The following is a 23,956-nucleotide window of genomic DNA, read 5'->3' as shown; positions in this document are numbered from 1 at the left end:
AGATTAGTCATAATGAAAAGTTTACCTATCACTGTCCCGTCCTGAAATAAGTTGACACTTTTTTCAGGTAAAAAACGCTCGATGAACTTCATCGGGCGTTTTGTATTTTAACGCCAAGTGTGGACGTTGAGTATTGTAGATTTCAATCGACTCTTTCACCATTTGTCGAGCCTGATCAACATCCTTTGGCTTGGTTAATAAAAACTCATTCTTCAGAATCCCGTTCACTCTCTCCGCCAAAGCGTTTTGATAGCAATCATAACCATCCGTCATCGAACAGATAATGCCATGTTTTTCATGGAACACTTGATAAGGTTTTGAACAGTACTGAATCCCTCTATCCGAGTGATGAATGAGTGCCCCTTTTCCTAATCTATTTTTCACTGCGTTCTTTAATGCCTGAAGGACTGGTTGAGCATGCAAAGTGTCGTGCACATGGTAGCCAACGATCTTACGAGAACAGGCATCGGTGACTAAGCTGAGATAGGCCTGGCCGTGTTGTACTGGTAAATAGGTAATGTCTGCAACCCAGAGTTTCTCTGGCGCTTTGGCTAAACGCCTTTGCCCCTGCTCTTTGATGAGATTGGGGTGCTTATAAAACCGATGATGACTGTGCGTGGTTTTATGATAGGCTCGCTTATTAGGCACTAATAAACGCTGCCAACGTAACAAGTCAAACAACTTGTCTCGTCCAATCTTCAATCCTTCTTGGGCTTTAGCTAATAGCAAGTTGTGTAGCTTTCGGGTACCAATCCGCGGCTGGCTGATACGTATCGCTTGTACAAAATCCAGAATCATCCGGTATTGCTTTTCTTTGAGCCGCTGCCTTTGTAATCCTTGGTAGTAAGCCTGACGGCTTATCTGTAAGAATCGACAAGCATTGCTTATGTTGAGCCCTTGGATCTGTTTTTGATCGATAACTCGGCTAACCGCTTTTTTGTCAAGCTAACTCCAAAGTCCTCTTTCATGACTTTGACGACGCCTTCAAAGAATTGGGCTTTGAGTTTTTCTTCGGCGAGTTCTTGTTCAAGCTCTTTAATGCGCTGCTCTGGCGTCTTTTCAGCTTTAGTCGTCGGCATAATGATTCCTCGAAGATGTCGGTTAATGGCGTTGGCGTCAGACCAATTTAACTTACCATGCTTTCTAAGCCAAACTAAAACGGTAGATCGTCCTTGGATACCATAATGTGCTTGCGCTTGTTTATAAGTCATTTCGCCTTTTTCGACTTGGTCTACAACGGACAATTTAAAAGCGAGGGAATAATCGCGCTGTGTGCGCTTAGTGTTTGAAGACATTACTTTTTCCTTTTCGGTTCAGAAAAAGTGTCAATCTTATTTAGGACGGGTCAGCTTAAAGAAAAAAGCCAGTGATGGATTTTCCATCACTGGCTTTCGAGTTTTTGCACTTAAATCAAATCAGTGTTCACGTGTTGCCACAAACTGCAACTCTGGCCAGCGCTCCTCAATCAAACTCAAGTTGACACGAGTCGGTGCAATATAGACCAACTGGTCCGCTGCATCATACGCGACATTGTCCGTAACCTTTTTAGTGAACTTCTCAATTTCGGCTTTTGACCCAATCACCCAACGAGCGGTATTCACATTCACTGGCTCAAAGATACAAGTCACGTTGTATTCATCTTTCAAACGTTGAGCCACCACTTCAAACTGAAGAACACCCACCGCGCCCAGAATCAAATCATTATTATTTACCGGCCGGAATAATTGCGTCGCCCCTTCTTCCGACAATTGCTGAAGACCTTTTTGCAATGCCTTCATTTTCATCGGATCTTTTAGCTGAGCACGACGGAAAAGTTCCGGAGCAAAGTTTGGAATGCCGGTAAATTTCAAGTCTTCCCCTTGAGAAAAGGTATCACCAATCTTGATGGTTCCGTGATTATGCAAACCAATAATATCACCTGGATAAGCCACCTCAGCATGGTCTCGACGATTAGCCAAGAAAGTAATCGCTTTAGAAACCTTCACATTCTTGCCAATGCGCACATGTTTCATTGACATACCGGCTTCGTATTTCCCCGAAACAATACGCATAAAAGCCACACGGTCACGGTGTTTAGGATCCATATTCGCCTGAATCTTAAATACAAAACCACTGAGTTTTTCTTCTTCAGCTTCGACAAAACGATCTTCAGTTTCACGGCCTTTTGGTGCTGGAGCATACTTTTCAAAACCATCCAAAAGCTCCTGCAACCCAAAGTTATTCACCGCCGAACCAAAGAAAACTGGCGTGATTTCACCGGCTAAGAACAACTCTAAATCAAACTCATGACTTGCACCTCGAACCAGCTCAACTTCATCACGCAACTCTTCAGCTTGCAGACCCAACAACTCATCTAAACGAGGATTATCTAATCCTTCAATCAATTCGCCTTCGGAAGCACTTTGACCATCTGCTTGTGCAAAAATTCGAACCGTATCGTTATAAAGGTGGTAAATCCCTTTGAAACGTTTCCCCATTCCAATTGGCCACGTCATAGGAGCACAAGCAATATTGAGAACATCTTCGACTTCGTCTAACAAATCAATTGGCTCTTTCCCTTCGCGGTCAAGCTTGTTGATAAAGGTCAGAATTGGCGTGGTACGCAAGCGACAGACTTCCATCAATTTGATGGTTCGATCCTCAACCCCTTTGGCCACATCAATAACCATCAAAGCGGAATCCACCGCAGTCAGAACACGATAAGTATCTTCAGAGAAATCCTCGTGCCCTGGAGTATCCAACAGGTTCATGACGGCTGACTTATAAGGGAACTGCATCACCGACGAAGCGACAGAAATCCCACGTTCCTGCTCCATTTTCATCCAGTCTGACGTTGCCCCACGGTCAGTTTTACGACTTTTAACCGCACCGGCCATCTGAATCGCACCACCGTATAAAAGTAGTTTTTCCGTCACAGTCGTTTTACCGGCGTCCGGGTGAGAAATAATCGCAAAAGTGCGACGTTTTGTGGTTTCTAAATGTAAAGACATGAAGCAATCGCCTTGAGGCTGGAAAAATAAAGGCGGTATTATACAAGTGGTTGGAATTTAACGCAAAACCAAGCTCCAGCAAGTCTAGAACTTTGGTTTCAACGTTCAGGAGGTTTTATTTATAAAAATAAACTTATAAGCCTCAATTCCAAGAGATTACAACGTATAACAGATTTTATGGCGTGCCTAAATGCAATATTTACCGGCCGGTAAGAAAATAGGAAGGTATTTAGAAAAAACATGCAAAGCCTTTTAATTCAAAAGCTTTTCATTCAAAAGTTGAATAACTCTGCGTGTTTGTTACAAATATAAAACTCTAATTAAAGAGTAACCTAGGCAGGAAGTTAACGAACGCCTCCAAAAAGGGTTTTCTTTTTATAACAAACACTCACAACAACAAACATAGCGTGGATTATGAATTCTTCGCAGCCTCTCTGGCTTCACGAGCCGCTTCTTGCTCTAAGAAGATACGCTGTAATTCGGCTTCTTCGGCTTCTTTGTCGACTTCTTCTTTTGGTGCCTTCATTAGGTCTTCTTTCGAAACACCTAATGCTAAGGCAACTGCGGCTGCAATGTAAGTCGAAGAGTAAGTCCCCACAATGACACCGACCAATAATGCCGCTGCAAAGCCATGAATCACCTCTCCACCAAGGAAGAACAGCGCCAACAACACAAGCAATGTTGTCAAAGAGGTCACGATAGTACGCGCTAACATTTGGTTCACAGCCGTATTGGTCACTTCAACTGGAGAGCCTTCTCGCATAGTGCGGAAATTTTCACGCACTCGGTCAAACACAACAATGGTATCGTTCAAGGAATAACCGATGACTGCCAAGATCGCAGCAACGACGGTTAAATCGAACTGCATTTGTGTCCATGCAAATACCCCAAGTGTCAAAACCACATCGTGTATCAAAGCTGCTACCGAACCGACAGAAAAACGCCATTCAAAGCGAAGTGCGACATAAATCAATACACCAAACAATGCATAAAGCACGGCAAGCGCACCATCTTCAGTCAACTCATCTCCCACTTGAGGCCCGACAAATTCAACACGGCGTAAATCAATGGTTTCATCAGCAGTTGCACGCAGTGCATCCATCACCTGATTACTCAATTGGGCCGAGTTCATACCTTCACGAGGCGCAATGCGAATCAATACATCTTCTGCCGATCCAAAGTGTTGTGCAACTGCGTCACCAAAACCTGCGTTTGCTAGGTCTTGGCGCATTTTCGGCAATTCCACCGGACCTTGATAAGAAACTTCAATTAAGGTTCCGCCGGTAAAGTCTATACCGAAGTTGAGCCCTTTCATCCAAAGCCCTGCAAACGATGCCAACATCAAAGCCGCAGACAATAGCAACGCTAAATAACGCTGCCCCATAAAATTAATATTGGGTGTTTTATATTCTTGTGCCATGACCGCTCCTAGATTGACAACTTCTCAACACGCTTATTGCCATACATCAAATTGATGATTGCGCGCGTGCCTAAAATGGCGGTAAACATTGAAGTGATAATTCCGATTGATAATGTAATCGCAAATCCTTTAATCGGCCCTGTACCAAAACTAAACAGAACAATCGCTGCCAATAAGGTTGTAATATTGGCATCCGCAATCGTCACAAAGGCTTTTTCATAACCAGAATAGATCGCATTTTGAATGGAACCGTTTCGCAGTTCTTCACGAATACGTTCAAATATCAAAACATTGGCATCCACGGCCATACCAACGGTTAAGACAATCCCTGCAATTCCTGGCAAGGTCAACGTTGCTTGAAGCATTGACAGCACAGCAAAAATTATCACCAAATTCAACGTCAAAGCGACATTTGCCACCAACCCGAAAATCTTATAACGCCAAACCATGAAAATCAGAACCAAAACAAAGCCGACAACCACCGACATAAAACCTTGGTTGATATTGTCTTGACCCAAACTTGGCCCAACAGTACGCTCCTCGACAATTTCCATAGGTGCTGCCAACGCACCGGCACGAAGCAATAGCGCTAAATCTTGTGCTTCTTGAGAAGAATCTAACCCCGTAATTTGGAAACGATCTGCAAACTGCCCTCGAATTACCGCAGCATTGATAACATCGTGTGTTTTAATGCGTTTTTTAATTTTCTTACCATCAACTTCAACGGATTCCACGCGATTTTCAATAAACAGAACCGCCATACGTTTGTTGATGTTTTCCTTGGTGGTCGCCAACATTTTACGACCACCTGCACCATCCAAATTCACGCTCACCATCGGAGAGCCTTGCTGAGGATCAATACTCGACTGAGCATTAATGACACTTTCACCGGAAACAATAATTTGACGTTTTAAAAGAATTGGTCGTCCATCACGAAAATGATAAAGCTGTGAGCCACTCGGTGAAAACCCTAACTTCTCAGCACGTTCTGGATCGCCTTTTTCGTCCACTAAGCGGAATTCTAACGTTGCCGTCGCACCCAAAATCTCTTTTGCTCGAGCGGTATCCTGAACCCCTGGTAACTGCACCACAATACGGCGGTCACCCTGTTGCTGAATCACCGGTTCTGCAACACCTAACTCATTAATACGATTACGAAGTGTTGTGATATTTTGCTGCAACGCATATTTTTTCGTTTCCGCTTGCGCTTTTTCGGTCATGACCATGACAATTTTCGGAGCGGCTGATTCGGTGTTTTCAGTCAATGAATAACGCTCACCGTAAGCTTCTTGCAGCGCAGTTTGCGCTGCAGTCAAATCGTCAATCGAACGAAAAGTCGCTTCCAGTTGATTATTCTCAACCTCCACTTTTCGGTAGCGAATTTTCACATCTCGCAATGTCGATTTCACTTCATCAATGGAACGTTCATAGCCTTTGGCAATGGCCGCATCCATATCAACATCCATCAAAAAGTGGACCCCACCACGCAAATCCAAACCAAGATACATTGGCTGACCGCCCATTGCACTCAACCATTCAGGTGTCGCTGGTGCTAAGTTTAAAGCAACAACGGCGGTACGCCCCATTGATTCTTTCAACAACGATTTAGCTTTTAGTTGATCATCCGTGTTTTTAAAACGAATCAGAAACTTTCCGTTTTCAAAAACACTGGATTTCACAGCTAAACCTGCATCTTCAAGAACTCTGTTCACCTGTGAAACCGTTGTCTCATCAAATTGAACAGACTTTACAGGAGAAACTTGCACTGCAGGGTCATCACCAAAAATATTCGGCATGGCATAAAGTAAACCTACGACAGTTATCACAACCAATAGCAAATATTTCCAAGCTGGGTATTGATTACTAATGACTTTTTGAGGGTTTTGAAACATAAACTTTCAATTCCAAGAACAATGAGAGCAAGCTCTCAAAGAGACTGTGACTCAGGCCTAATAATTAGGTCTGTAAAAGACAAAAGGGGCAAATGCCCCTTTCTTCGTGAATTCCAACTTATTCGCCTTTTAAAGTACCTTTAGGTAACAGGCGAGCAATATTAGAGCGTTCGATTTTCACAATGACATTATCCGCGATTTCCAAATCACAAAAACTGTCATTCAAATCACGAATTTTTCCAAGAAGACCACCATAAGTAGCGACTTCATCACCTTTTTTAATCGCTTCAACTAATGCTTTATGTTCTTTTACTTTCTTTTGTTGAGGACGAATCAACAAGAAATAAAACACCACAAAAAGTAGTACTAATGGGATGAGACCTTCCCAGCCGCTTCCTTGTGCCGCTGCCGTTCCTTCTGCCATTGCATCACTAATAAAAAAGCTCATAGTTTTCTCCTAACAATATCGCTAAATTTTTAACCGCTGTATTTTGGCACAGCTTGATAAATTTTCCTAATAATTCGTGAACAACTGAATTGAAAGCGAATCCATGAATTAATTGAAGAGGTTTTCACAGGTTTGTTAATTATCAATCCAAAGGCGGTATAGGCTGACCAATCCCTTCATAAAACTCCTGTACGAAGGCATCCAGTCGATTTTCACTAATTGCCTCTCGCAGCCCTTTCATCAAATCCTGATAGTAAGTCAAATTATGAATAGTATTCAATCGTGCACCTTGAATTTCTTTACACTTATCCAAATGGTGTAGATACGCGCGCGAATAATTTTGGCAGGTGTAACACGAGCATTCTTTATCCAAAGGCTCAAGACTCGTCTTATGTTTCGCATTACGAATCTTCACCACACCTTCGCGAGTAAACAAAAAGCCATTACGGGCATTTCGAGTTGGCATCACACAATCAAACATATCAATACCACGTCGAACCGCTTCAACGATATCCTCCGGTTTACCTACTCCCATCAGATAGCGTGGCTTGTCTTTTGGTAGATGAGGCTCCGTGTAATCCAACGTTGCCATCATTTCATCTTTTGGCTCACCCACAGACAAACCGCCAATCGCGTAACCATCAAACCCAATCTCTTTCAGACCTTCTGCCGAAACCACTCGTAAATCTTCATACATGCCACCTTGCACAATCCCAAACAGTGCTGAAGGATTATCTCCATGCGCATCTTTTGAGCGCTTTGCCCAACGCAAAGAAAGCTCCATTGACTCTTTTGCCACCTCATGACTTGCAGGATAAGGCGTACATTCATCAAAAATCATCACAATATCAGAACCCAACTTGCGTTGAACTTCCATTGACTCTTCAGGTCCCATAAAAATTTTGGCACCATTCACGGGGCTATTAAACGTTACACCCTCTTCTTTGATTTTGCGCATTTTTCCTAGACTAAATACCTGAAACCCACCAGAATCGGTCAAAATTGGCCCTTCCCAATGCGTGAAATCATGCAAATCACCATGCATTTCAATAATATCAGTCCCAGGCCGTAACGCTAAATGAAAGGTATTACCCAGAATAATCTGCGCACCGGTGGTTTCAATCTCTTCAGGCGTCATTCCTTTCACTGAACCATAAGTTCCAACCGGCATAAACGCAGGCGTTTCCACAATTCCACGAGAAAATTTTAAACGTCCGCGACGTGCACGACCATCGGTATTATCTAATTCAAATTCCATAATTATTTCTTCTGTTCCTGTGGAAACACCAGCATCGCATCTCCATAACTAAAAAATCGGTACGCTTGCTCCACTGCATGTTTATAAGCATGCATGGTTCTCTCGTAACCAGCGAGAGCGGACACTAACATAATCAATGTTGATTCCGGCAAGTGAAAATTGGTTTGCAAAACATCCACAACTTGAAACTCATAACCAGGTGTAATGAAAATGTCCGTTTCACCTCGATACGGTTTTAATTCACCGGCCGGTGAATATTTCGCAGCACTCTCTAAAGAACGAACCGAAGTCGTGCCAATGGCAAAAACACGGCCACCTTTCACTTTAGTCTGATGAATTTGCTCAATAACCTTCTCATCCACTTCTAAATATTCAGAGTGCATTACATGCTCTTTAATATCATCAACCTGAACAGGCTTAAAAGTTCCAGCCCCAACATGCAAAGTCACAAAACCAATTTGAGCGCCCTTATCTTGAATCCCTTTTAATAACGCTTCATCAAAGTGCAAACCAGCGGTAGGTGCAGCGACCGCCCCCGGTTTTTCACTATAGACAGTTTGATAGCGTTCCTTATCTTCCGCTCTATCGTCTTTTCCTTCTTGATCGCGTTCAATATAGGGTGGCAATGGCATATGACCAAATTTTTCAACTAAAGCCAAAGCACTTAAATCATTATCAACCACTTTCACGACATATAGCGCATCTTGACGTCCAACCACCTCAACATCAAAGCTATTCTCGACAGTAAGTCTGGCGCCTTCTTTTGGTGAACGACTTGATTTAATATGCGTTAAAAGTGTTTTATCATCCAAAACACGCTCAATCAAAAACTCGAGTTTTCCACCGCTGGCTTTTTTGCCAAACAAACGCGCTGGAATAACGCGCGTGTTATTGAACACCAATAAATCGTTCGGTTGAATATAGTCTAAGATATTAGGAAAAGACTGATCAGACGTTGTTCCATCCGGGTTCATGACCAACAAACGGCTATCGCGACGCTGCTTGGCCGGTTGCTGAGCAATTAAACTCTCAGGTAAATCAAAAAAGAAATCTTGGCGTTTCACTTATCTCTGCTCGAATCACAAAACCGGCTATTCTCGCTGAATCGTACAATCAATTCAAGCACTTAGATATAATCTACCGGCCGGTAGAACACAAAACGAGGCTTTATGCCCCGTTGTCTTGGATTGACTTTCAAAGAGTCAACTATGTCACTGTGTGACTTTTCTCAATCGTACTTAGTCATTCGGATCGGTGCCTGCCCAGTTAATCGTAAAGCTGTCACTGATTGTGTCACTGCCTGCATCGTCCAAGAAGTTGATTTGTACTTGGTAGTCTTCGGTGACTTGTGTCGACGCAACACTCTGGAACTGTAACGCTTTATCCATCAGTGCCATATCTCCGGTGTTCCACAGGATCTGATACTGTCCTTGATAAGGTTCATGGTCTTGGTTGCCATTCACCAATCCTCGGAAGGCTTCGCTTTGTGAGGTGGTTAAGACAGCTTGTTGATTGCCTTGGGTCAGGACACTTTGCCCTGTCACGGATAATTGCCATTCATTGCCTTGGCGCTGATAGCTTTGAGTGTAGCCATCTTGTAGTGCATTCCCCGAGCTTTGATCGCCAGCGGTGGCCGTTTGCGTTAAGCCATTTTGTACGGTACTGGTTAAGACAAGGCCACCATTGGTATTGATCTCTAATAATCGATTCCCATCCAGTGCAAAGGTTGCGGCTTGGGTTTGTACCGTTAAATGGGTGTAGGTCAGCAGTGCTTGGTGTTCTGTGACGGTTTGAGTGGCTTGGTAAGCGTATTGCAGGGTTCCGTCTAAGAGCATAGTTCCACTGTCTGTGGTGATTTGACATTGGTTAAAGGTGTAGCTCATGGATTCACCTTCAAGGGTGACTTGTCCATCACTGTTGAGGTCGACCATTTGTGGCGTGGCCGAGCCGCTGTCACAGGCCGCATTGGGTTGAATCACATTGTCATACGCGAGTTTGGCGGCTTGTGGGTAGTAAAACAGTGCTTTAACCACTTCTTGTGGTTGATCCCCGTTGGCATAGGGTTGTAGGGTTTCTGTGAACACGTACATGGCTCGTTGGAAGGCGACACCGTAATCTAGCGCATCGCTGGCGGTGAGTTCCAGTGCTTCCGGCGTGGTTGGTTCTGGATCTGTGCCTGGATCGGTATCTGGATCCGGTTGTTCAATTGGGGTGTCTGGATTCGAGCTTCCGCCGCCTCCGCCACAGCCCACTAACGATGTGCTTAGCGCTAGTAACAGGGCTAGGTTGAGTTTATTTAGTCGGTTTAGGTTGTTTGAGTTATTTGAGGTTGTTTTCATAAAATTCTGTCTCATTCAAAGTTGACCGGCCGGTAAGGTTTCTACCGGCCGGTGTTTGTTATGCGTTGCTGGATGTTAGAAGAACAACAGACCAGAGGTGGCAAAATCATTGATCTGACTTTCGCCTGTTAAGGTAATGGTCACATCCGCGAATTCCAGATATTCAATATTCACCAGCGTATCCGTACCTTCTGTCGCATGACTGACTTGCCATTGTGGCGTGCCGTCTTCGGTATTTTCCAGTTGTGTAATGCTGTATTCGGCATAGTCATAGGCGAACACGGCAATGTCCGTTCCGACACCGCCATCGATTAGGTCGTCATCGGTTCCACCGAAGAGAATGTCATCGCCACTGCCGCCGTAAAGTTCGTCGTCGCCACCTCGGCTTCCGATGGTATCGTTACCTGCGCCGCCTTTGAGAATGTCATCGGCTTCGCCTAGCACAATAAATTGCGAGGAGCCGTCTCCACTGACAATGTTTCGACCTTCACCGCCATTAATGGAGGTCGCGCCAATAACAATGGCGAATTCAACATTGTCGAGCTGCAGTACTGTGCCCGAAGGTAAATCTCGGACATCAATTACCAAGGCTTCTTGACGATCTGGATTGTCCAAATCGTCTTCACCGGTTCCCATTGCACCAGTGACAATAATCGGTTCACTTGGAACAGGACCATCACGACCTTCAGCGGTGCTTAAAGTGACCGTGCGAACAGTGACTTGCGCTTCGTCATTAACTGTTGGCACATAAGCATCAATGCCTTCCTGGATAATCTCGTTGAGATCTTCTTCGGATTCTGTACGAGGCTCAGAGACGGAGATCAACAGTTCACGTAAAGTCGTCGCCAAATCGCCATTCTCATTGGTGGCAGGCGTGACCGCTTGTGCGGTAAAACCAACCCCGGTTGGTATCGAGACTTGAACCACTGGGTTGCCTTGTTCATCTGAAGCGATTGGAATGTCCGCTAGATTGCCGTGTTCAGTTTCCTCGTCTTCATCACGTTCATCCGTTGTCGGTGCAACATTGATGGTTGTGGTTTGGTTACCGTTTTCGTCGCTTTCTTCTTGGGTTTCTACTGTGACGCCATCCACTGTATCAACAGTCGGTTCTGGTGTTGGCGCTTCCGTCGGCGCTTCCGTTGGAGGCTCAGTAGGCTCGGGTGTCGGCGCTTCGGTTGGGACAGGAGGCGGAGGAGTTGGCAAGGCACTCACAATGCTTGTGGCTGCACTTGTCACAATCTCATCCGTTCCTTGACCATCCGTGTAGCTTGCGGAAACAGAAATTTCCGCACCTACATCCGCTGACGTTAAGGCATAGGTTTCGCCCATGGCATCTGCAATTGGTTGACCATCACGCAACCATTGATAAGAGATGTCACCTAGGCCGTCTTCATCCGCAAGAGTATTGCTGGCCGTAAGCGTTTGGCCTTGTTGAACCGTCCCTTCAACTTGCACTTCACCAGTTGGAAGGCTATTTTCAAACACCGTTAAGCTGACCATATCACTGTCGCTTGAAAAAGCGGTATTTTCCCCTTGGGTATAGGACAGGAAGGCATTGCCGTAGTCGGCAACAAAAAGAGTACCGTTGGCAAATGCCACATCTTTAACGCTTCCTGTCGTGTCAATCGTGTGGCTGATGGTTGGGTTAGTCGGATCGGAGACATCAATAATTTGTACTCCGGCATCGGCATCCGCCAGATAGACGGTGTTTTCAACCACTTTAAGCATCACTGCGGTGCCGTTGGTATCGACACTGCCGACTTCGGAAATATTATCAAGGTCAGCAATATTCAGAATTTTCAGACCTTCCGCACCATCTGCCACATAAGCATAGTTACCCACCACTTTGACGGCATGGGCTATTCCTGTGGTGGTAAAGGTTTGTAAAGGTGAAACTTCAAAACCACTGGGAGTTGTAACAAACACGGCAATGCCATTGCCATCAGCCACAAACAAATGTGTAGCGGATAGATCGGCATGATTTGGCGTACCGCTGACAGTGTAGTTAACTGCGCCCGTCGTTGTCATAGTGACAGGGTTATCTTTGTCGCTGGTTACCTGAATCGCCGTGACTTTTTTGCCAGTTGGATCGACTACAAATGCTTTAGTAATAATCTCATTCTGAGCATTGGGATCACCGGTGGGATCAGCCGGCATCGACTCGACATCGCCAATCACCAAACTGCTTGCGGTAAAGCCAAGATCTAGACTATCACCCAAAGGGAAATAGGCATTACCATCTATCTTTCGGTTGATATCAACCACACTAAGCTTTGTTCCTGAGGTGACATAAGCTAGATTATTCGCAATCGCCAAGCCTGCACCACCGAGTATTTCAAACCCGTCAAACTGAAAAAGATTTGGATTACTGACATCGTAGCCAACAATCGCGCCACCGTTATATTCAACAGAGATATACGCAAAGTTGCCCAGTGTCTCAACAAAAAGTGCCTGCGAATCTTCGCTAAAATCCTTTGCCTCAAATGCGCCACCCTGAGTATTCACGAGCTGGCCAGCGGTGGAGCCATCTGTGCCATCCCAAGCTTTAAAGCTGATAGCATCGTTGAGCTCGCCGCTGTAATCGGCATTAGGTTGGAAATAGAGATAGCTATTGGCATCGCCTGCCAAAACCAGTGCAGATGTTTCTGAAACACTTGCGGTGAGTTCTGTCCAGGTTGCGCCGCCATCGGTGGTGTAATACAAGCTGCCGTTTTCGTTAACACCGGTAATCGCCATGCCCAGTGAATTACCATCGGCATCACTGGCTCCTGTCAGCAGATCACTGACCAGCACGGCTTTGGAGGTTGAGCCATTCACAGGAGCGGCGGCATTTTCAAGCAGATCAGAAAACGCGGGTGATTCATTCGCATCCAAAACCGGTGCATCATTGACTGCTTCCACAGTGACGGTACTGGCAAGGCTTAAGCTGGCGGTATCAACCCCCTCATTTTCGGTGCCGCCGTTGTCTTTGAGCTGGGTAATGGTCACCACACGATTTTGATCGGTGGTCGGGTTTTGATCACTGTTACTGTACGCGATGGCGTTGATTAGGGTTTGCAGTTGTTCGGCGGTTAAACTGCCGTTAGTCAGTGAAACCGTCGCAGTGCCTTCGCTGATTGACACGTTATAGCTCAGATTGTTAGTTTCTGTGTTGCCGGTCGCACCATTGGTCAGGTTGACCGTACTGCCATCCAGAGTGAGGCTTTCGGTGGTGTCGGACACATTGGTGACTGTCAGGGTCAGCTCAGTAAAGGTTTGTCCGGTTTCAATAGAATCCGCCGCCGCGGCACTGAATAGACTTGCTGAACTACCTTCTTCGGTAAAGGTTGGATTGCTTGCCGTCGCCGTTAAAGTCGGTGCATCATTGACTTCGGTAATATCAATATTCACCGTTGGGTTGGATGCTAAATTTCCGCCATTGCCGTCATCGGCGGCAATCGTGATCGTAGCCGCATTGTCGCCGCTGGCATTTTCTGCGCCGGTGTATTGGATATTAGAAGCGGTATCCAGATAGGTGTTAATATCCGCTGCTGATCCTACCAGCGTAATCACATTGCTGCCGGAGCCGTCATTCAAGCTTTCGGTCACTCCCGAACCAATATTGGCTCCATCCGCCGGTGCTGCAAAGGTTCCGTCCGATGCGGTAATGGTGACGGTGAGTTGATCGCCATCGGTATCGGCAAATTCAATCGCCGATAAATCGATGTCTGATAGGGTGTCTTCGGTGACGGTGACATCGGTGGGTGCGCCGGTGATGGTTGGTGCGTCGTTCGCGGTGCCGACGGTGAAGTTAAAGGGGTTTGGGTCGGTAATATTGATATCCGCCAGTGCTAGACCACTGGTCTGACCGACTAAGGCATTTGGAGCATCTTGGTTATCTATTCTGATGTAGTATTCTCCCGGTTCCAGATTTGCAGGCGGATTTAGAACCATCAAGCTTTGATCAGTGGAATCTATGTAGCCACCGTCCAAAAATTCACTCATATCTTCATTTGGATCGTAAACTTCTAGATTTAAATCATCGTTGTGTTTAGGTAGAAACCAATAAAGCTGCTGACCACCTTTATATAAAAATATAGTGAAAGGTTTGATACTAAAGTCTGAGGGAAAAGTCATCGCCTCACTAAATTTAAGCACAATATTAGCCGAGCCATCGCTCATAGTGCCGCCGTCAGCCGGTGTTGACTCAGCCGTCAATAAGGTGGGCGCACCGACCAACACCCCTCGCCACTCGGTGCTCTTGATCATCGGGGTTTGCACCGCTCCCAAAGTCATATCCAGCGCCCAAGCACCGCCCAAATCAGCATGGCCGACCTTGTGGCTGGCGGCGGCGACCGAACAACCGATATAGTCCTGCAGGGTATTCAGAAACACCGCACCTTCCACACCTTGCCCCAGCTCACAGGCATAAATCAGACAGTCGGCATTGTCCGCGAGTGTGCTGGCGATCTGGCGCAAGCTGTCGGCATGATGAATCAAGTCATCGGTATCGATCCCCGTCTCGCCCAGAAGCAGTTGGCCGGGGCGGCCGTGGCAGATAATATGCAGTGCGTCAATATCTGACCGGCCGGTTAAGGTTTCAGCCAACTGTTCAAAGCCATCCCTCTGTGGGGTGATAAGCTTCACTTCTAGGCCTTGGGCAGTTGCACTGGCAACAAGGGTTTGATAGTCCTTAATGGATTGATCAATAATGGCGACTTGGCTTGATTTACTTGGTTGGCTTAATTGGTGAGCTTGAGTCATTTCATCGTTCCTCTGATAATACCGAAAATACCCCTTAAAGGTTTTCTATTGAGAATCATAAAAAACTAAAACCACCAACAAACCACCATGGGCAAAATAATTGAAAAAAATGCTTTTATTAAAAACAACTTTAAAAATAACCAGGCTTGGTGGTTTTTTAGTGGTTTTGATGTGATACAAAGAAGTAATGAAAGATTTAACTCAATTGAAAAACTTGAACGTACTTTATGTGGACGACGATCCTCAGGCCTGTGAAAAGCTTGGCAAGATTCTAAGGTATTATTTCGGCGCAGTTTATACCGCAACCAGTGCGAGTGATGCCATGGATATTTTTCAACAAGGCAAATGTCATGTATTGTTGGTGGATTACGATATGCCCATTATGAATGGAGCCGATTTTTTGAAGGAAGTTAGGAAGGTGAACTCACAAATTCCTGCGGTCATCATTAGTTCTTACGACGATAAAGAAAAACTGTTTAATGCGATTGAACTGCAACTGGTTAATTATTTAGTGAAACCTTACTCTCTAGACCAATTAAAATCATTGTTTCATAAAGTGTTGGACTGGATTGAAGATAAAGGCGGCTTAGAAAAGCGGTTGAGTGATGAGTTGGTTTATAGCTACAGCACTAAAAAACTAATCAATAAAGGTGCTATCATCACTTTGGCGCCCAGTGAGTTTAAAATATTAGAAATGTTGCTCAATAATGAAAATAGACTGGTTTGCTATGAGAACTTAATGGATTTGATTGGCGATGATTGCACCCATAAATCTTTGGTGAACCAAGTACATAAACTGAAAAAGAAACTCGGTATCGACATTATTCAAAATGTGAAAGATTTTGGCTATCTATACAGCCAAAAAGCACCTTAGATCACTCAAAACTAAATGCTCACTCCTCTAGAGTCCGTGACGCAAAGACGGTGTGTGAAATTTTCTAAACGCGACTTTCTAGTTTTTTGGGTAGCTCCTCACCACTCACAGGTAGTGTTTTACGTCATGAAACTGATTATTCTCTTTGCTCTTTTGCTGTTCACATCCGTCTCAAAGGCGACAGTGGTGATTCATGACAGCAACAGCTCTTATGAAAATTTTGAAATGGGGTATTTCCAAGATAAAACCGGTAAGCTCAGCCTTGAGCAGATACAAGATATTAAAGCGTTCATCCCAATAACCAATAGCGTGGCTTTAGGAGCCAAAATCGGCAATATCTGGTATCGCACATCCATTCAAAACAACAGTCAAGAAACACAAACTCGAACCTTTTTTATCACCGAACCCAATCTTTGGGAGGTTGAAGTTTTTGTTGTCGAAAATAATAAATTGGTGAACAACCTTCACAATGGCTTGTCAGTTATCAAAAATGGTTCAACCACAAGAGACCATCCTGAACTCGACATTACCTTAGCCGCTAATCAAACTCAGGACATTTATATAAAAGTCCACACGCCCTATCAACATGTATTTAAAGCGGTGTTTTTTACTGAAAAAAAATTAGAGAAATATAAAAGTATTAAAACCAGCTTGCTTCATCTCTATTTCGGTGCGATTGCTGCATTACTTCTTTACAATTTGTTTCTGTACTTCTCGATACGAGACAGTCATTATTTGCTCTATATCGGCTTCGTCTTTTTTTATGCCATAGCCCAACTTGAGCATAATGCCCTTTATCCCTTAGACAGTTTTGCTTCGGTTGAAGAATCTCGTAACTTTGCCATCAGTCATATTTTATGGCTTGCTTTTCATACCCTGTTCAGCGTCAAGCTATTAAACATTAAACAATACTACCCGAAAGCAGGGACTTTCCTAGTAATCATGGGAGGGTTCTTATTACTACTCGGATTTATCGGACTGTATGAGTTGGCAATCCCTATCGCTATCGTGTCGATCCTCATGATTCTCTTGCCATTTGTAACCTTGCTCATTGCGATCATGCTGTACCGAAGAAAAAATAAAATAGCGATTTTTTATATCATCGCGCAAAGTTTTTTTGCATCAGGAATCATCATCTTTGGGTTGCTGTATAGCGGAGTGATTGAGTACAACTATTTCACAAGATACCTTAATCTTGCCGGTTCGTTTGCTGAAATCATTCTTTTTTCATTTGCCTTGGCTTATAAGACGCGCTTGGTTATGCAAGAAAATGCAAAACAAAAAAGCATGTTAGAAGACTACTCAAAATTGTCATTTTTAGGTCAAACAGTGATCAATATCTACCACCAGTGGAAAGCACCGGTGAATAATATCTACAACTCAATCAACCATATTGAAGTGGCCAAAGAGTTTCGTGACCAGAATCTAGACAAAATCATTGATGAAAATTTACTACAAATTAAAAACAATACTCAGTACTTGAAAGAGACCGCCTCAAATTACCTAGCGCATTATAAAGAGATCGACAAACCCGCCACCCACGTCAATATTCATGATGAAATCCTATCCGTTGCGCAATTGCTTAAATTAGAACTTGAAAAGATTAACCTAAAAATTACGATTGAAGGGCCAAAGGACATAGAGCTCCGATTACAGAAAAACCATTTTACGAATTTAATGATGATTCTTTTTGAAAACGCAATTGATGTCTTTAAGTTAAGACAGGTAAAAAATCCTGAATTAACGCTTTCAATCTTTGCCTCCGGAACGAAGTTTTATATTCAAATCATGGACAATGCAGGAGGAATTGCTGAAGAAAATGTGGATGCTATTTTTGAAAAAAGCCATTCTGCATCTTCATCAACAGGGATTGGCTTGTATTTGGCAAAAGAGTTTTTACTTCCTAAGCTTCATGGCAAGATCTTGGCAAAAAATATTAAAGGCGGTGCAATGTTTACGGTCACTTTACAAAATAAAGAAACAAAGAAACAAATAAAAAAACATAAGCTTCATTAACAAGTTAAATTGCTTAAAAATAAGGCTTTATGCCTCCTTTTATAACTTATTTATTTGGCAACCTTATTGGAGATTTGGGTCCGTTAAATAGGCGTTAGAGGGTCTATGGTTTAATAGCCTGCTGTTTGATCAGCGTACTGGAGATCCCTTGAGTATGCGGCGCGTAAATAACCTCAACACCTTTGTCTGCCAAAGAGGTTTGCAACGCCTGCCATTTTTCAGACCCTTGCCACTCTTGTCCACAGATGACTTTTTGAATACCCAACTGCTGCATCCATTCGCCGGCTTTTATAGTATTCGCCATAGGCATTGGCAGAATATGCGTTTCGTCCACCATTTTCAAAGAATTAACGAGCGCTTGTCGCTGCTTTTGATCAATATATGGGCGTTGACCTTTGCTCTCTTGACAGAAATTATCCGAAGCAAGTCCAACAATTAATTCATCGCCTTGTTGCTTTGCAAAATTCAAATAGTTTAAGTGTCCTACGTGCAGCAAATCAAAACAGCCCATTGCCAGCACTCTAATAGAAGTAATAGTTGGGTTTTGATCATTGTTTTTTAGCTGATCCGATAATTTATTCATTAAACCGTCTTGTGGGTGATGATTGAGGATTTCTTGTATCAACCTCTGCGCTTTGTGAGGACGATTTTGCTCTAGATGTTTATACAATCTAGAATAGGCATAGCATTGCATTAAAGGCGAAAAATCTTTTAAGTTTTTTGCACAAATAATCGTGTCAAAATCGGGGTCAGGTGTCTGCCAATCTTTACCATAGAGCGCAGTTAAAAAATCGTGCGCATTTTTTAAGTACCAAACCTCACCGGCCGGTAGACTTTTGGGCTGAAGTTCAATTTTTGGATAATAAGTAATTCGATTCCACTCAAAAGGAACCTCTTTAATCCATAAACCTGACACGGTTTGACCGGTAGCCTCCTCAGTCGCAAAGCCACATAGATCAACAACAATACCGTTGGAGCTTTGCATACACCGCGGATTCATTAAACCATAAGAACCTTGAACCTCTCTCCAACCATGTCGCCGAAGCTCTGAAATCGCTTGTTCCATAAGCAACCAGTCAAGGCCAATATCAAGGTCTTTATCATTCTGAAGCAACTGCCCTTCTCTCTCTAACCCCAGTAGCGTTCCTGAGGTAGGAAAAGCCGGGATATTTGCTTGCGCCAACAAGGCTAAGGTTTGCCAAAGGGTTTGCGTTGCCTTTTCTAAATTCCACTCACTACTTCCAGCCATATTAAACTGAGGATCGAGTTGTGGTTTATCTGCAAGAGTGGATAACGACAAATAGCTCAGTGCTTGATGATAAAGCTGACTAGCTTTCAGTAATTGCTTATCCTTTTGATAACACTGTGCTAAAACAAAATAAGCATCAGTAAGATAGGGGTTAGTTTGCAGAAGACCTTCAAGCGGAGTAATCCATGTTGTGGCATTGCCTCGAACCAACGAAATTTGCGCTAAATAAATTGGCAATATGACAAGATGTGGATGTTCTTTCTCAATAGCCTTAAAGCGTTGCTCCGCTAAATCGTAATTTTGGCTATGAAAAGCCTTCAATGCAGACTTAACCTGCTGTTGCAGTGTGCTTTGTAATTGCATAACCAATATTCTTAGTTAGAAACATAACTCAATCTTTGAAAAAAGCCCCCTATCCAACGAGTTTAGCATAAGCATAAAAGTAAAACGTTTTTCTGGATCCTCTTTAAACCAATCTCAAAGATTATTGATAAATGAAGTCTTCAGCCTCTAGAACAACAGACAAAACAGTCATAAACTGATAAACACAAACTTTTTCAAAAAAATACTTGCATTGAAGATATGCCTCAATATAATACGCACCAATGATTTGAGACAGATGTTTTGAATTATTTTTCCCCAATAGTTCAGTTGGTAGAACACCGGACTGTTAATCCGTATGTCCCTGGTTCGAGTCCAGGTTGGGGAGCCATATTTCAGGTAAAGTTTATTTATGACTTTACCTTTCTCAACTTAGAGAAAAACTATTCCCCAATAGTTCAGTTGGTAGAACACCGGACTGTTAATCCGTATGTCCCTGGTTCGAGTCCAGGTTGGGGAGCCATATTTAAAAGCTAAGCATTTTGCTTAGCTTTTTTATTCCTTAAAGTTGTTAAACTTTAATATCTGTGAAAATGTCATGGTTTTCACAACTTTGCCAGAGTGATGAAATTGGTAGACATGAGGGATTCAAAATCCCTTGCCAGCAATGGCGTGTCGGTTCGAGTCCGACCTCTGGTACCATTTCCTACAAATAACTCAGTTATTTGCATATTGTACGACCGTAGCTCAGTTGGTTAGAGCACCACCTTGACATGGTGGGGGTCGGTGGTTCGAATCCACTCGGTCGTACCAATTTTTATTGCTTAATAATCATTAGCACCTATATTTTTCTTATACATATCTAAATACAATAGATACATATAGTATTCTAAATCCAACCTAAAACTTCTAAAACTCGAAGTACATTAGAAATAACACCTTTGCAACGCAGCTTTAGACACAATCCAAAACTCGCTAAACCAAGCCATTATAGACTCGGCACTCTCAAAACAATGATCAGTGTAAACTCACTTACACCAGATAAACTCTCCTGCTTCAAGAAGCTTTCCTCTATTAGCTCAGATTCAAATACTCGGTAAAAAGAGGTTTTTACCACAAATGAGCAAGTGCTTGATTTAAATCACCTCTCCCAGCGCCACGAATTGAGAAGATTATGCAAACTTTTCATCTGGGCCTGTTGGCCTTTGAATTGCTTTTGTTCAATTTGAAGAAACTGATAGTCATCAGTCAGGAAATACTTTGAAACAAAGTGACTGGTACTTAGCACATAACAATAATACGTTTGAAGAGGCTCATTCATGATTCGACTCACCGCACTATTTATCACTATTTTAACGCTCAGCGCCTGTCAAAATAGTGATACTCAACTTACCCAATACAACAATATTGCCGATGAACCAACAATACTATCGTTTGCCGACAATACATCTCGAACAAAATACAACCAACCTTTGCCGGATGCCTCTAAGTTAAATCTAGATGAAGCCAAGGTTAATTTAGGCAATCACCTATATCATGACACCCGACTATCAGGAAATGGCCAACTGACCTGTGCTTCATGTCATGTCCTAGCCATTGGCGGTGATGACAATATGCCCGTATCAATTGGGATTGATGCGCAAAAAGGTGAGATCAACGCTCCAACAACACTAAACAGCGGATTTAACTTCAAACAATTTTGGGATGGTCGCGCTAAACACCTTCGCGAACAGGCAGAGGGGCCGGTAGAAAACCCAATTGAAATGGGCGCTAAGTGGGAAAACGTTTTGGCTCGCCTTCAAGAAGTAAATAGCTACCAAAAAATGTTTTCTGAAATTTATCCAGGACAAGGCATTACCAAGTTTACAGTCACCGATGCAATTGCCGAATTTGAACGTAGCCTAATTACTCCAGCTCCTTTTGATGCTTATCTCAAAGGAGATGACAATGCAATCACCGCAAACCAGAAAAGAGGCTATGAGCTATTTCAAAGCTACGGTTGTGTCGCTTGCCATCAAGGAGTGAACTTCGGATCGAACATGATGCAAAAATTCGGAGCACTCAAATCCTACTACGATGAACAAAATAACGAACGCAACGTTGATAGAGGTTTATTCAACCGCACACAAAATGAGAATCATCGCAATGTATTTAAAGTGCCAACATTACGCAATGTTGAACATACTGCACCCTACTTTCACGATGCCAGTGCACAAACACTCGATCAAGCCATCAATATCATGGGGCTCAATCAGTTAGGTCGACAAATCCCTGACAAAGATCGTTTGTATATTAAAGAGTTTTTAACCAGTCTATCCGGTCAACTGGATGTGACCCCTTTAGCCCCACCAGCGGAGTAATCATTCAATGAAAAATACATTCAATAATATTCTTGTTGGCTTGATTACGTTAGTGATTGCAGCGGTATTGACAATTATCTTCGTCAAACCAAACATTAATGCGGTGCACCACGACAAATACATTAACGGTTTTTCTAAAATTGAGATCCTCTTCCTACGAACCGCTGAAAATGCCTATAAAGCCGGTCAAGGAGGTGTTGGCCACTACGACTTTGTTCAATCGAATTTAGTGCAACTGAATCGTCAAGTTGAAGCCATGCAATACATGCCAAGCTACTTGGATGAAGAACAGCAAACGGCCCTTCACACAAAACTTGAACAATTAACTTTAGACACACAAATGCTAGACAGCCAAGTCATTGAGTTCACGCGTGTAAACTCTCTGCTAAACAACTCGAAAAGCTACTTCCCTGAATTGGTTCGCGAATACAAAATTGCCGAAAAAACCATGCAGATGAAACAGCTCTTCAATTACCTTGAAACGCAAATGCAGTCTTTTTTAATTGGTAACACCAAAACTAAGCCGAAAGACATTTTGCTAGTCCTTTCAACGCTCAATAAACTTAAGCAACATGTCAGTCAAGCCGATTTCAACATTCTTGAAACTCATGTCAATTTAATTTTGGAATATCATCAACAGGTCAACCAGATTCTTGATCAAATTAGTCAATCCGCGATTGAACAAAGCATTAAAGCATCAAAACAAACCTATAACGATATTTACACAACTACAAACGAACTGATTCTGACACTCACCAACACCCTGATTGCGCTTGTACTATTAATGTTAGGGCTAGTTATTACTCTCATGATTCAAGTTCGCCGCTCAACCAAAGCTACCGCTTTGGCCAACCAGGATTTAGAAGTCAAGCTTTCTGAGCTGGATGAACAAAAACGCATTGCGGACGAAAAAGTCACAGAAGCAGAAATTGCACAACAAGAAATTGCCGCTCAACAAAAACAATCTGCCGAAAACACCCAAAAACTGCAAACTGCGATTCACAGTATGGAAGTTTTAATGGAAGCCGTTGCACACGGTGAATTTGGTCATCGTTTGAACGACCAAGATTTCCAAGGCGAATTGGCAACCTTGAAAGACTCGGTTCACAGCACGCTCGACAAACTCCAAGCCTATATCCAAGAAATGAGCTATGTTTCAGAAAGCTTGGCTCAAGGTGACTTATCTACGCAGATGAAAGGACACTATGAAGGTGAATTGGCTCAAGTTCAAAATGCTTTGAACGCTTCTTTGAGCAACCTTTCAAATCTGATTCGCCAAGTTGCTTCTGCATCAGACATCATTGAACAAGAAATTTCATCGGTTATGGATATTTCCAACCATATGGCAAAAGGTTCTAGTCAGCAATTATCAACCTTGGACGCTACCATTTCTACGGTATCCAATACCGTAGAAATGATTCAAACCACAACTCAAAGCACGCAACATGCAAATGAAATTACGCGCCAACAAGCCCAAAGTTTATCGACAGGTCTTGAAGTGATGCAACAGATGGTCGTAGCAATGGATGAAATCAAACAATCCTCTTCACAAATTGACGACATTATCAATTTGATTGATTCAATTGCATTCCAAACCAACCTTTTGGCATTGAATGCCGCTGTTGAAGCAGCTCGAGCAGGTGAGCAAGGTCGAGGTTTTGCCGTCGTGGCTGGCGAAGTTCGCACGCTTGCTGGAAAATCTGCGGATGCAGCCAAGGAAATTTCAGAACTAATTTCCACCTCAAATGAAAAAGTGCAAGCCGGTGTGGACTTGGTCGATTCGGTAAAAACTTCACTAGAAGACATTCAAACCAAAGTCACCGATCTCGAAAGCTCTGTCAGCGAAATTGTTCAGGCAAGCCATGCGCAAAGCCAAGCTTCGCAAGATATTTCGCACTCTGTGAATGATGCCAAATCCATCAGCTCACAAAACGGTCAACATATTGAAAACACCGTTCAAAAAATTCGCGATATCTCGCAAGCCAGTGCCTCCCTAGACAAAATGGTTGATTCATTTAAGCTATGAACTGCACAAATTTAATCTCA

Annotated in this window: 14 protein-coding genes and 4 tRNA genes; 8 read left to right on the top strand and 10 right to left on the bottom strand. The window is 43.3% G+C overall.

The annotated features are described in order from the left end of the window. Positions 1–63: 63 nt before the first annotated feature. The 9 genes from D9T12_RS03145 to D9T12_RS03105 form a co-directional block, all read right to left on the bottom strand. A protein-coding gene (locus tag D9T12_RS03145) for an IS3 family transposase (protein WP_130536334.1) occupies positions 64–1,295 on the bottom strand; the annotation gives its coding sequence in 2 pieces (ribosomal slippage) (positions 64–941 and positions 941–1,295; 1,233 coding nt in all). 120 nt (positions 1,296–1,415) lie between these two features. Continuing rightward, on the bottom strand, positions 1,416–2,990 hold the full coding sequence (locus D9T12_RS03140; protein ID WP_130536811.1) for a peptide chain release factor 3: 1,575 nt from the start codon (positions 2,988–2,990) through the stop codon (positions 1,416–1,418). A 412-nt stretch (positions 2,991–3,402) separates the two neighbouring features. Continuing rightward, positions 3,403–4,410 carry a protein translocase subunit SecF gene (gene secF, locus D9T12_RS03135; protein ID WP_130536810.1) on the bottom strand — a complete coding sequence of 336 codons (1,008 nt, stop codon included), beginning with the start codon at positions 4,408–4,410 and terminating at the stop codon, positions 3,403–3,405. Between the two features lie 8 nt (positions 4,411–4,418). Beyond that, positions 4,419–6,302 (bottom strand): protein translocase subunit SecD, encoded by a 1,884-nt coding sequence (gene secD / locus D9T12_RS03130; RefSeq protein ID WP_130536809.1) that lies wholly within the window; start codon positions 6,300–6,302, stop codon positions 4,419–4,421. Positions 6,303–6,420: 118 nt separating this feature from the next. Then, positions 6,421–6,750 carry a preprotein translocase subunit YajC gene (gene yajC, locus D9T12_RS03125; protein ID WP_130536808.1) on the bottom strand — a complete coding sequence of 110 codons (330 nt, stop codon included), beginning with the start codon at positions 6,748–6,750 and terminating at the stop codon, positions 6,421–6,423. 142 nt (positions 6,751–6,892) lie between these two features. Then, entirely contained in the window at positions 6,893–8,008 is a 1,116-nt protein-coding gene (gene tgt, locus D9T12_RS03120; protein WP_130536807.1) for a tRNA guanosine(34) transglycosylase Tgt, read from the bottom strand. Between the two features lie 2 nt (positions 8,009–8,010). Further along, positions 8,011–9,072 carry a tRNA preQ1(34) S-adenosylmethionine ribosyltransferase-isomerase QueA gene (gene queA / locus D9T12_RS03115; RefSeq protein WP_130536806.1) on the bottom strand — a complete coding sequence of 354 codons (1,062 nt, stop codon included), beginning with the start codon at positions 9,070–9,072 and terminating at the stop codon, positions 8,011–8,013. 174 nt (positions 9,073–9,246) lie between these two features. Next, on the bottom strand, positions 9,247–10,347 hold the full coding sequence (locus D9T12_RS03110; RefSeq protein ID WP_130536805.1) for a hypothetical protein: 1,101 nt from the start codon (positions 10,345–10,347) through the stop codon (positions 9,247–9,249). A 75-nt stretch (positions 10,348–10,422) separates the two neighbouring features. Further along, a complete protein-coding gene (locus D9T12_RS03105; protein WP_130536804.1) occupies positions 10,423–15,090 on the bottom strand; it encodes a DUF4347 domain-containing protein in 4,668 nt (1,555 codons plus the stop codon). Between the two features lie 187 nt (positions 15,091–15,277). Between D9T12_RS03105 and D9T12_RS03100 the strand changes: the two genes are divergently transcribed. Together D9T12_RS03100 and D9T12_RS03095 are read left to right on the top strand one after the other, a co-directional pair. Further along, positions 15,278–15,964, top strand: coding sequence for a response regulator transcription factor (locus D9T12_RS03100; protein ID WP_130536803.1), 687 nt, complete (start codon positions 15,278–15,280; stop codon positions 15,962–15,964). Positions 15,965–16,090: 126 nt separating this feature from the next. Then, on the top strand, positions 16,091–17,980 hold the full coding sequence (locus D9T12_RS03095) for a sensor histidine kinase (protein ID WP_165395025.1): 1,890 nt from the start codon (positions 16,091–16,093) through the stop codon (positions 17,978–17,980). Positions 17,981–18,083: 103 nt separating this feature from the next. Here D9T12_RS03095 and D9T12_RS03090 read toward each other — a convergent pair whose 3' ends face one another. Further along, positions 18,084–19,592 (bottom strand): adenylyltransferase/cytidyltransferase family protein, encoded by a 1,509-nt coding sequence (locus D9T12_RS03090; protein ID WP_130536801.1) that lies wholly within the window; start codon positions 19,590–19,592, stop codon positions 18,084–18,086. 273 nt (positions 19,593–19,865) lie between these two features. On the opposite strand from D9T12_RS03090, the gene D9T12_RS03085 reads away from it, so the two are divergent. The 6 genes from D9T12_RS03085 to D9T12_RS03060 all read left to right on the top strand — a co-directional run bounded on the left by D9T12_RS03085 (position 19,866) and on the right by D9T12_RS03060 (position 23,936). Further along, positions 19,866–19,941, top strand: a tRNA-Asn gene (locus D9T12_RS03085). 56 nt (positions 19,942–19,997) lie between these two features. Then, positions 19,998–20,073: transfer RNA gene (locus tag D9T12_RS03080), tRNA-Asn, on the top strand. A 92-nt stretch (positions 20,074–20,165) separates the two neighbouring features. Continuing rightward, positions 20,166–20,252: transfer RNA gene (locus D9T12_RS03075), tRNA-Leu, on the top strand. A 34-nt stretch (positions 20,253–20,286) separates the two neighbouring features. Further along, positions 20,287–20,363: transfer RNA gene (locus D9T12_RS03070), tRNA-Val, on the top strand. Positions 20,364–20,869: 506 nt separating this feature from the next. Next, the gene (locus tag D9T12_RS03065) at positions 20,870–21,910 is read left to right on the top strand and encodes a cytochrome-c peroxidase (protein ID WP_130536800.1); all 1,041 of its coding nucleotides are present in this window, start codon (positions 20,870–20,872) and stop codon (positions 21,908–21,910) included. 7 nt (positions 21,911–21,917) lie between these two features. Next, on the top strand, positions 21,918–23,936 hold the full coding sequence (locus D9T12_RS03060) for a methyl-accepting chemotaxis protein (protein ID WP_130536799.1): 2,019 nt from the start codon (positions 21,918–21,920) through the stop codon (positions 23,934–23,936). Positions 23,937–23,956: the final 20 nt, after the last annotated feature.

It is taken from the genome of Thiomicrorhabdus indica (assembly GCF_004293625.1).
GTDB classification, from domain to species: Bacteria; Pseudomonadota; Gammaproteobacteria; order Thiomicrospirales; family Thiomicrospiraceae; genus Thiomicrorhabdus; species Thiomicrorhabdus indica.
This window is presented reverse-complemented; position numbering and strand designations above follow the sequence as displayed.

Excerpts from the sequence above, each read along its gene's own strand:
- D9T12_RS03110 (WP_130536805.1), bottom strand. The coding sequence starts at position 10,347 with ATGAAAACAACCTCAAATAACTCAAACAACCTAAACCGACTAAATAAA.
- D9T12_RS03060 (WP_130536799.1), top strand. The coding sequence starts at position 21,918 with ATGAAAAATACATTCAATAATATTCTTGTTGGCTTGATTACGTTAGTG.
- yajC (WP_130536808.1), bottom strand. The coding sequence starts at position 6,750 with ATGAGCTTTTTTATTAGTGATGCAATGGCAGAAGGAACGGCAGCGGCA.
- D9T12_RS03065 (WP_130536800.1), top strand. The coding sequence starts at position 20,870 with ATGATTCGACTCACCGCACTATTTATCACTATTTTAACGCTCAGCGCC.
- secF (WP_130536810.1), bottom strand. The coding sequence starts at position 4,410 with ATGGCACAAGAATATAAAACACCCAATATTAATTTTATGGGGCAGCGT.
- secD (WP_130536809.1), bottom strand. The coding sequence starts at position 6,302 with ATGTTTCAAAACCCTCAAAAAGTCATTAGTAATCAATACCCAGCTTGG.
- D9T12_RS03090 (WP_130536801.1), bottom strand. The coding sequence starts at position 19,592 with ATGCAATTACAAAGCACACTGCAACAGCAGGTTAAGTCTGCATTGAAG.
- D9T12_RS03095 (WP_165395025.1), top strand. The coding sequence starts at position 16,091 with ATGAAACTGATTATTCTCTTTGCTCTTTTGCTGTTCACATCCGTCTCA.
- D9T12_RS03105 (WP_130536804.1), bottom strand. The coding sequence starts at position 15,090 with ATGACTCAAGCTCACCAATTAAGCCAACCAAGTAAATCAAGCCAAGTC.
- tgt (WP_130536807.1), bottom strand. The coding sequence starts at position 8,008 with ATGGAATTTGAATTAGATAATACCGATGGTCGTGCACGTCGCGGACGT.
- D9T12_RS03100 (WP_130536803.1), top strand. The coding sequence starts at position 15,278 with ATGAAAGATTTAACTCAATTGAAAAACTTGAACGTACTTTATGTGGAC.
- D9T12_RS03140 (WP_130536811.1), bottom strand. The coding sequence starts at position 2,990 with ATGTCTTTACATTTAGAAACCACAAAACGTCGCACTTTTGCGATTATT.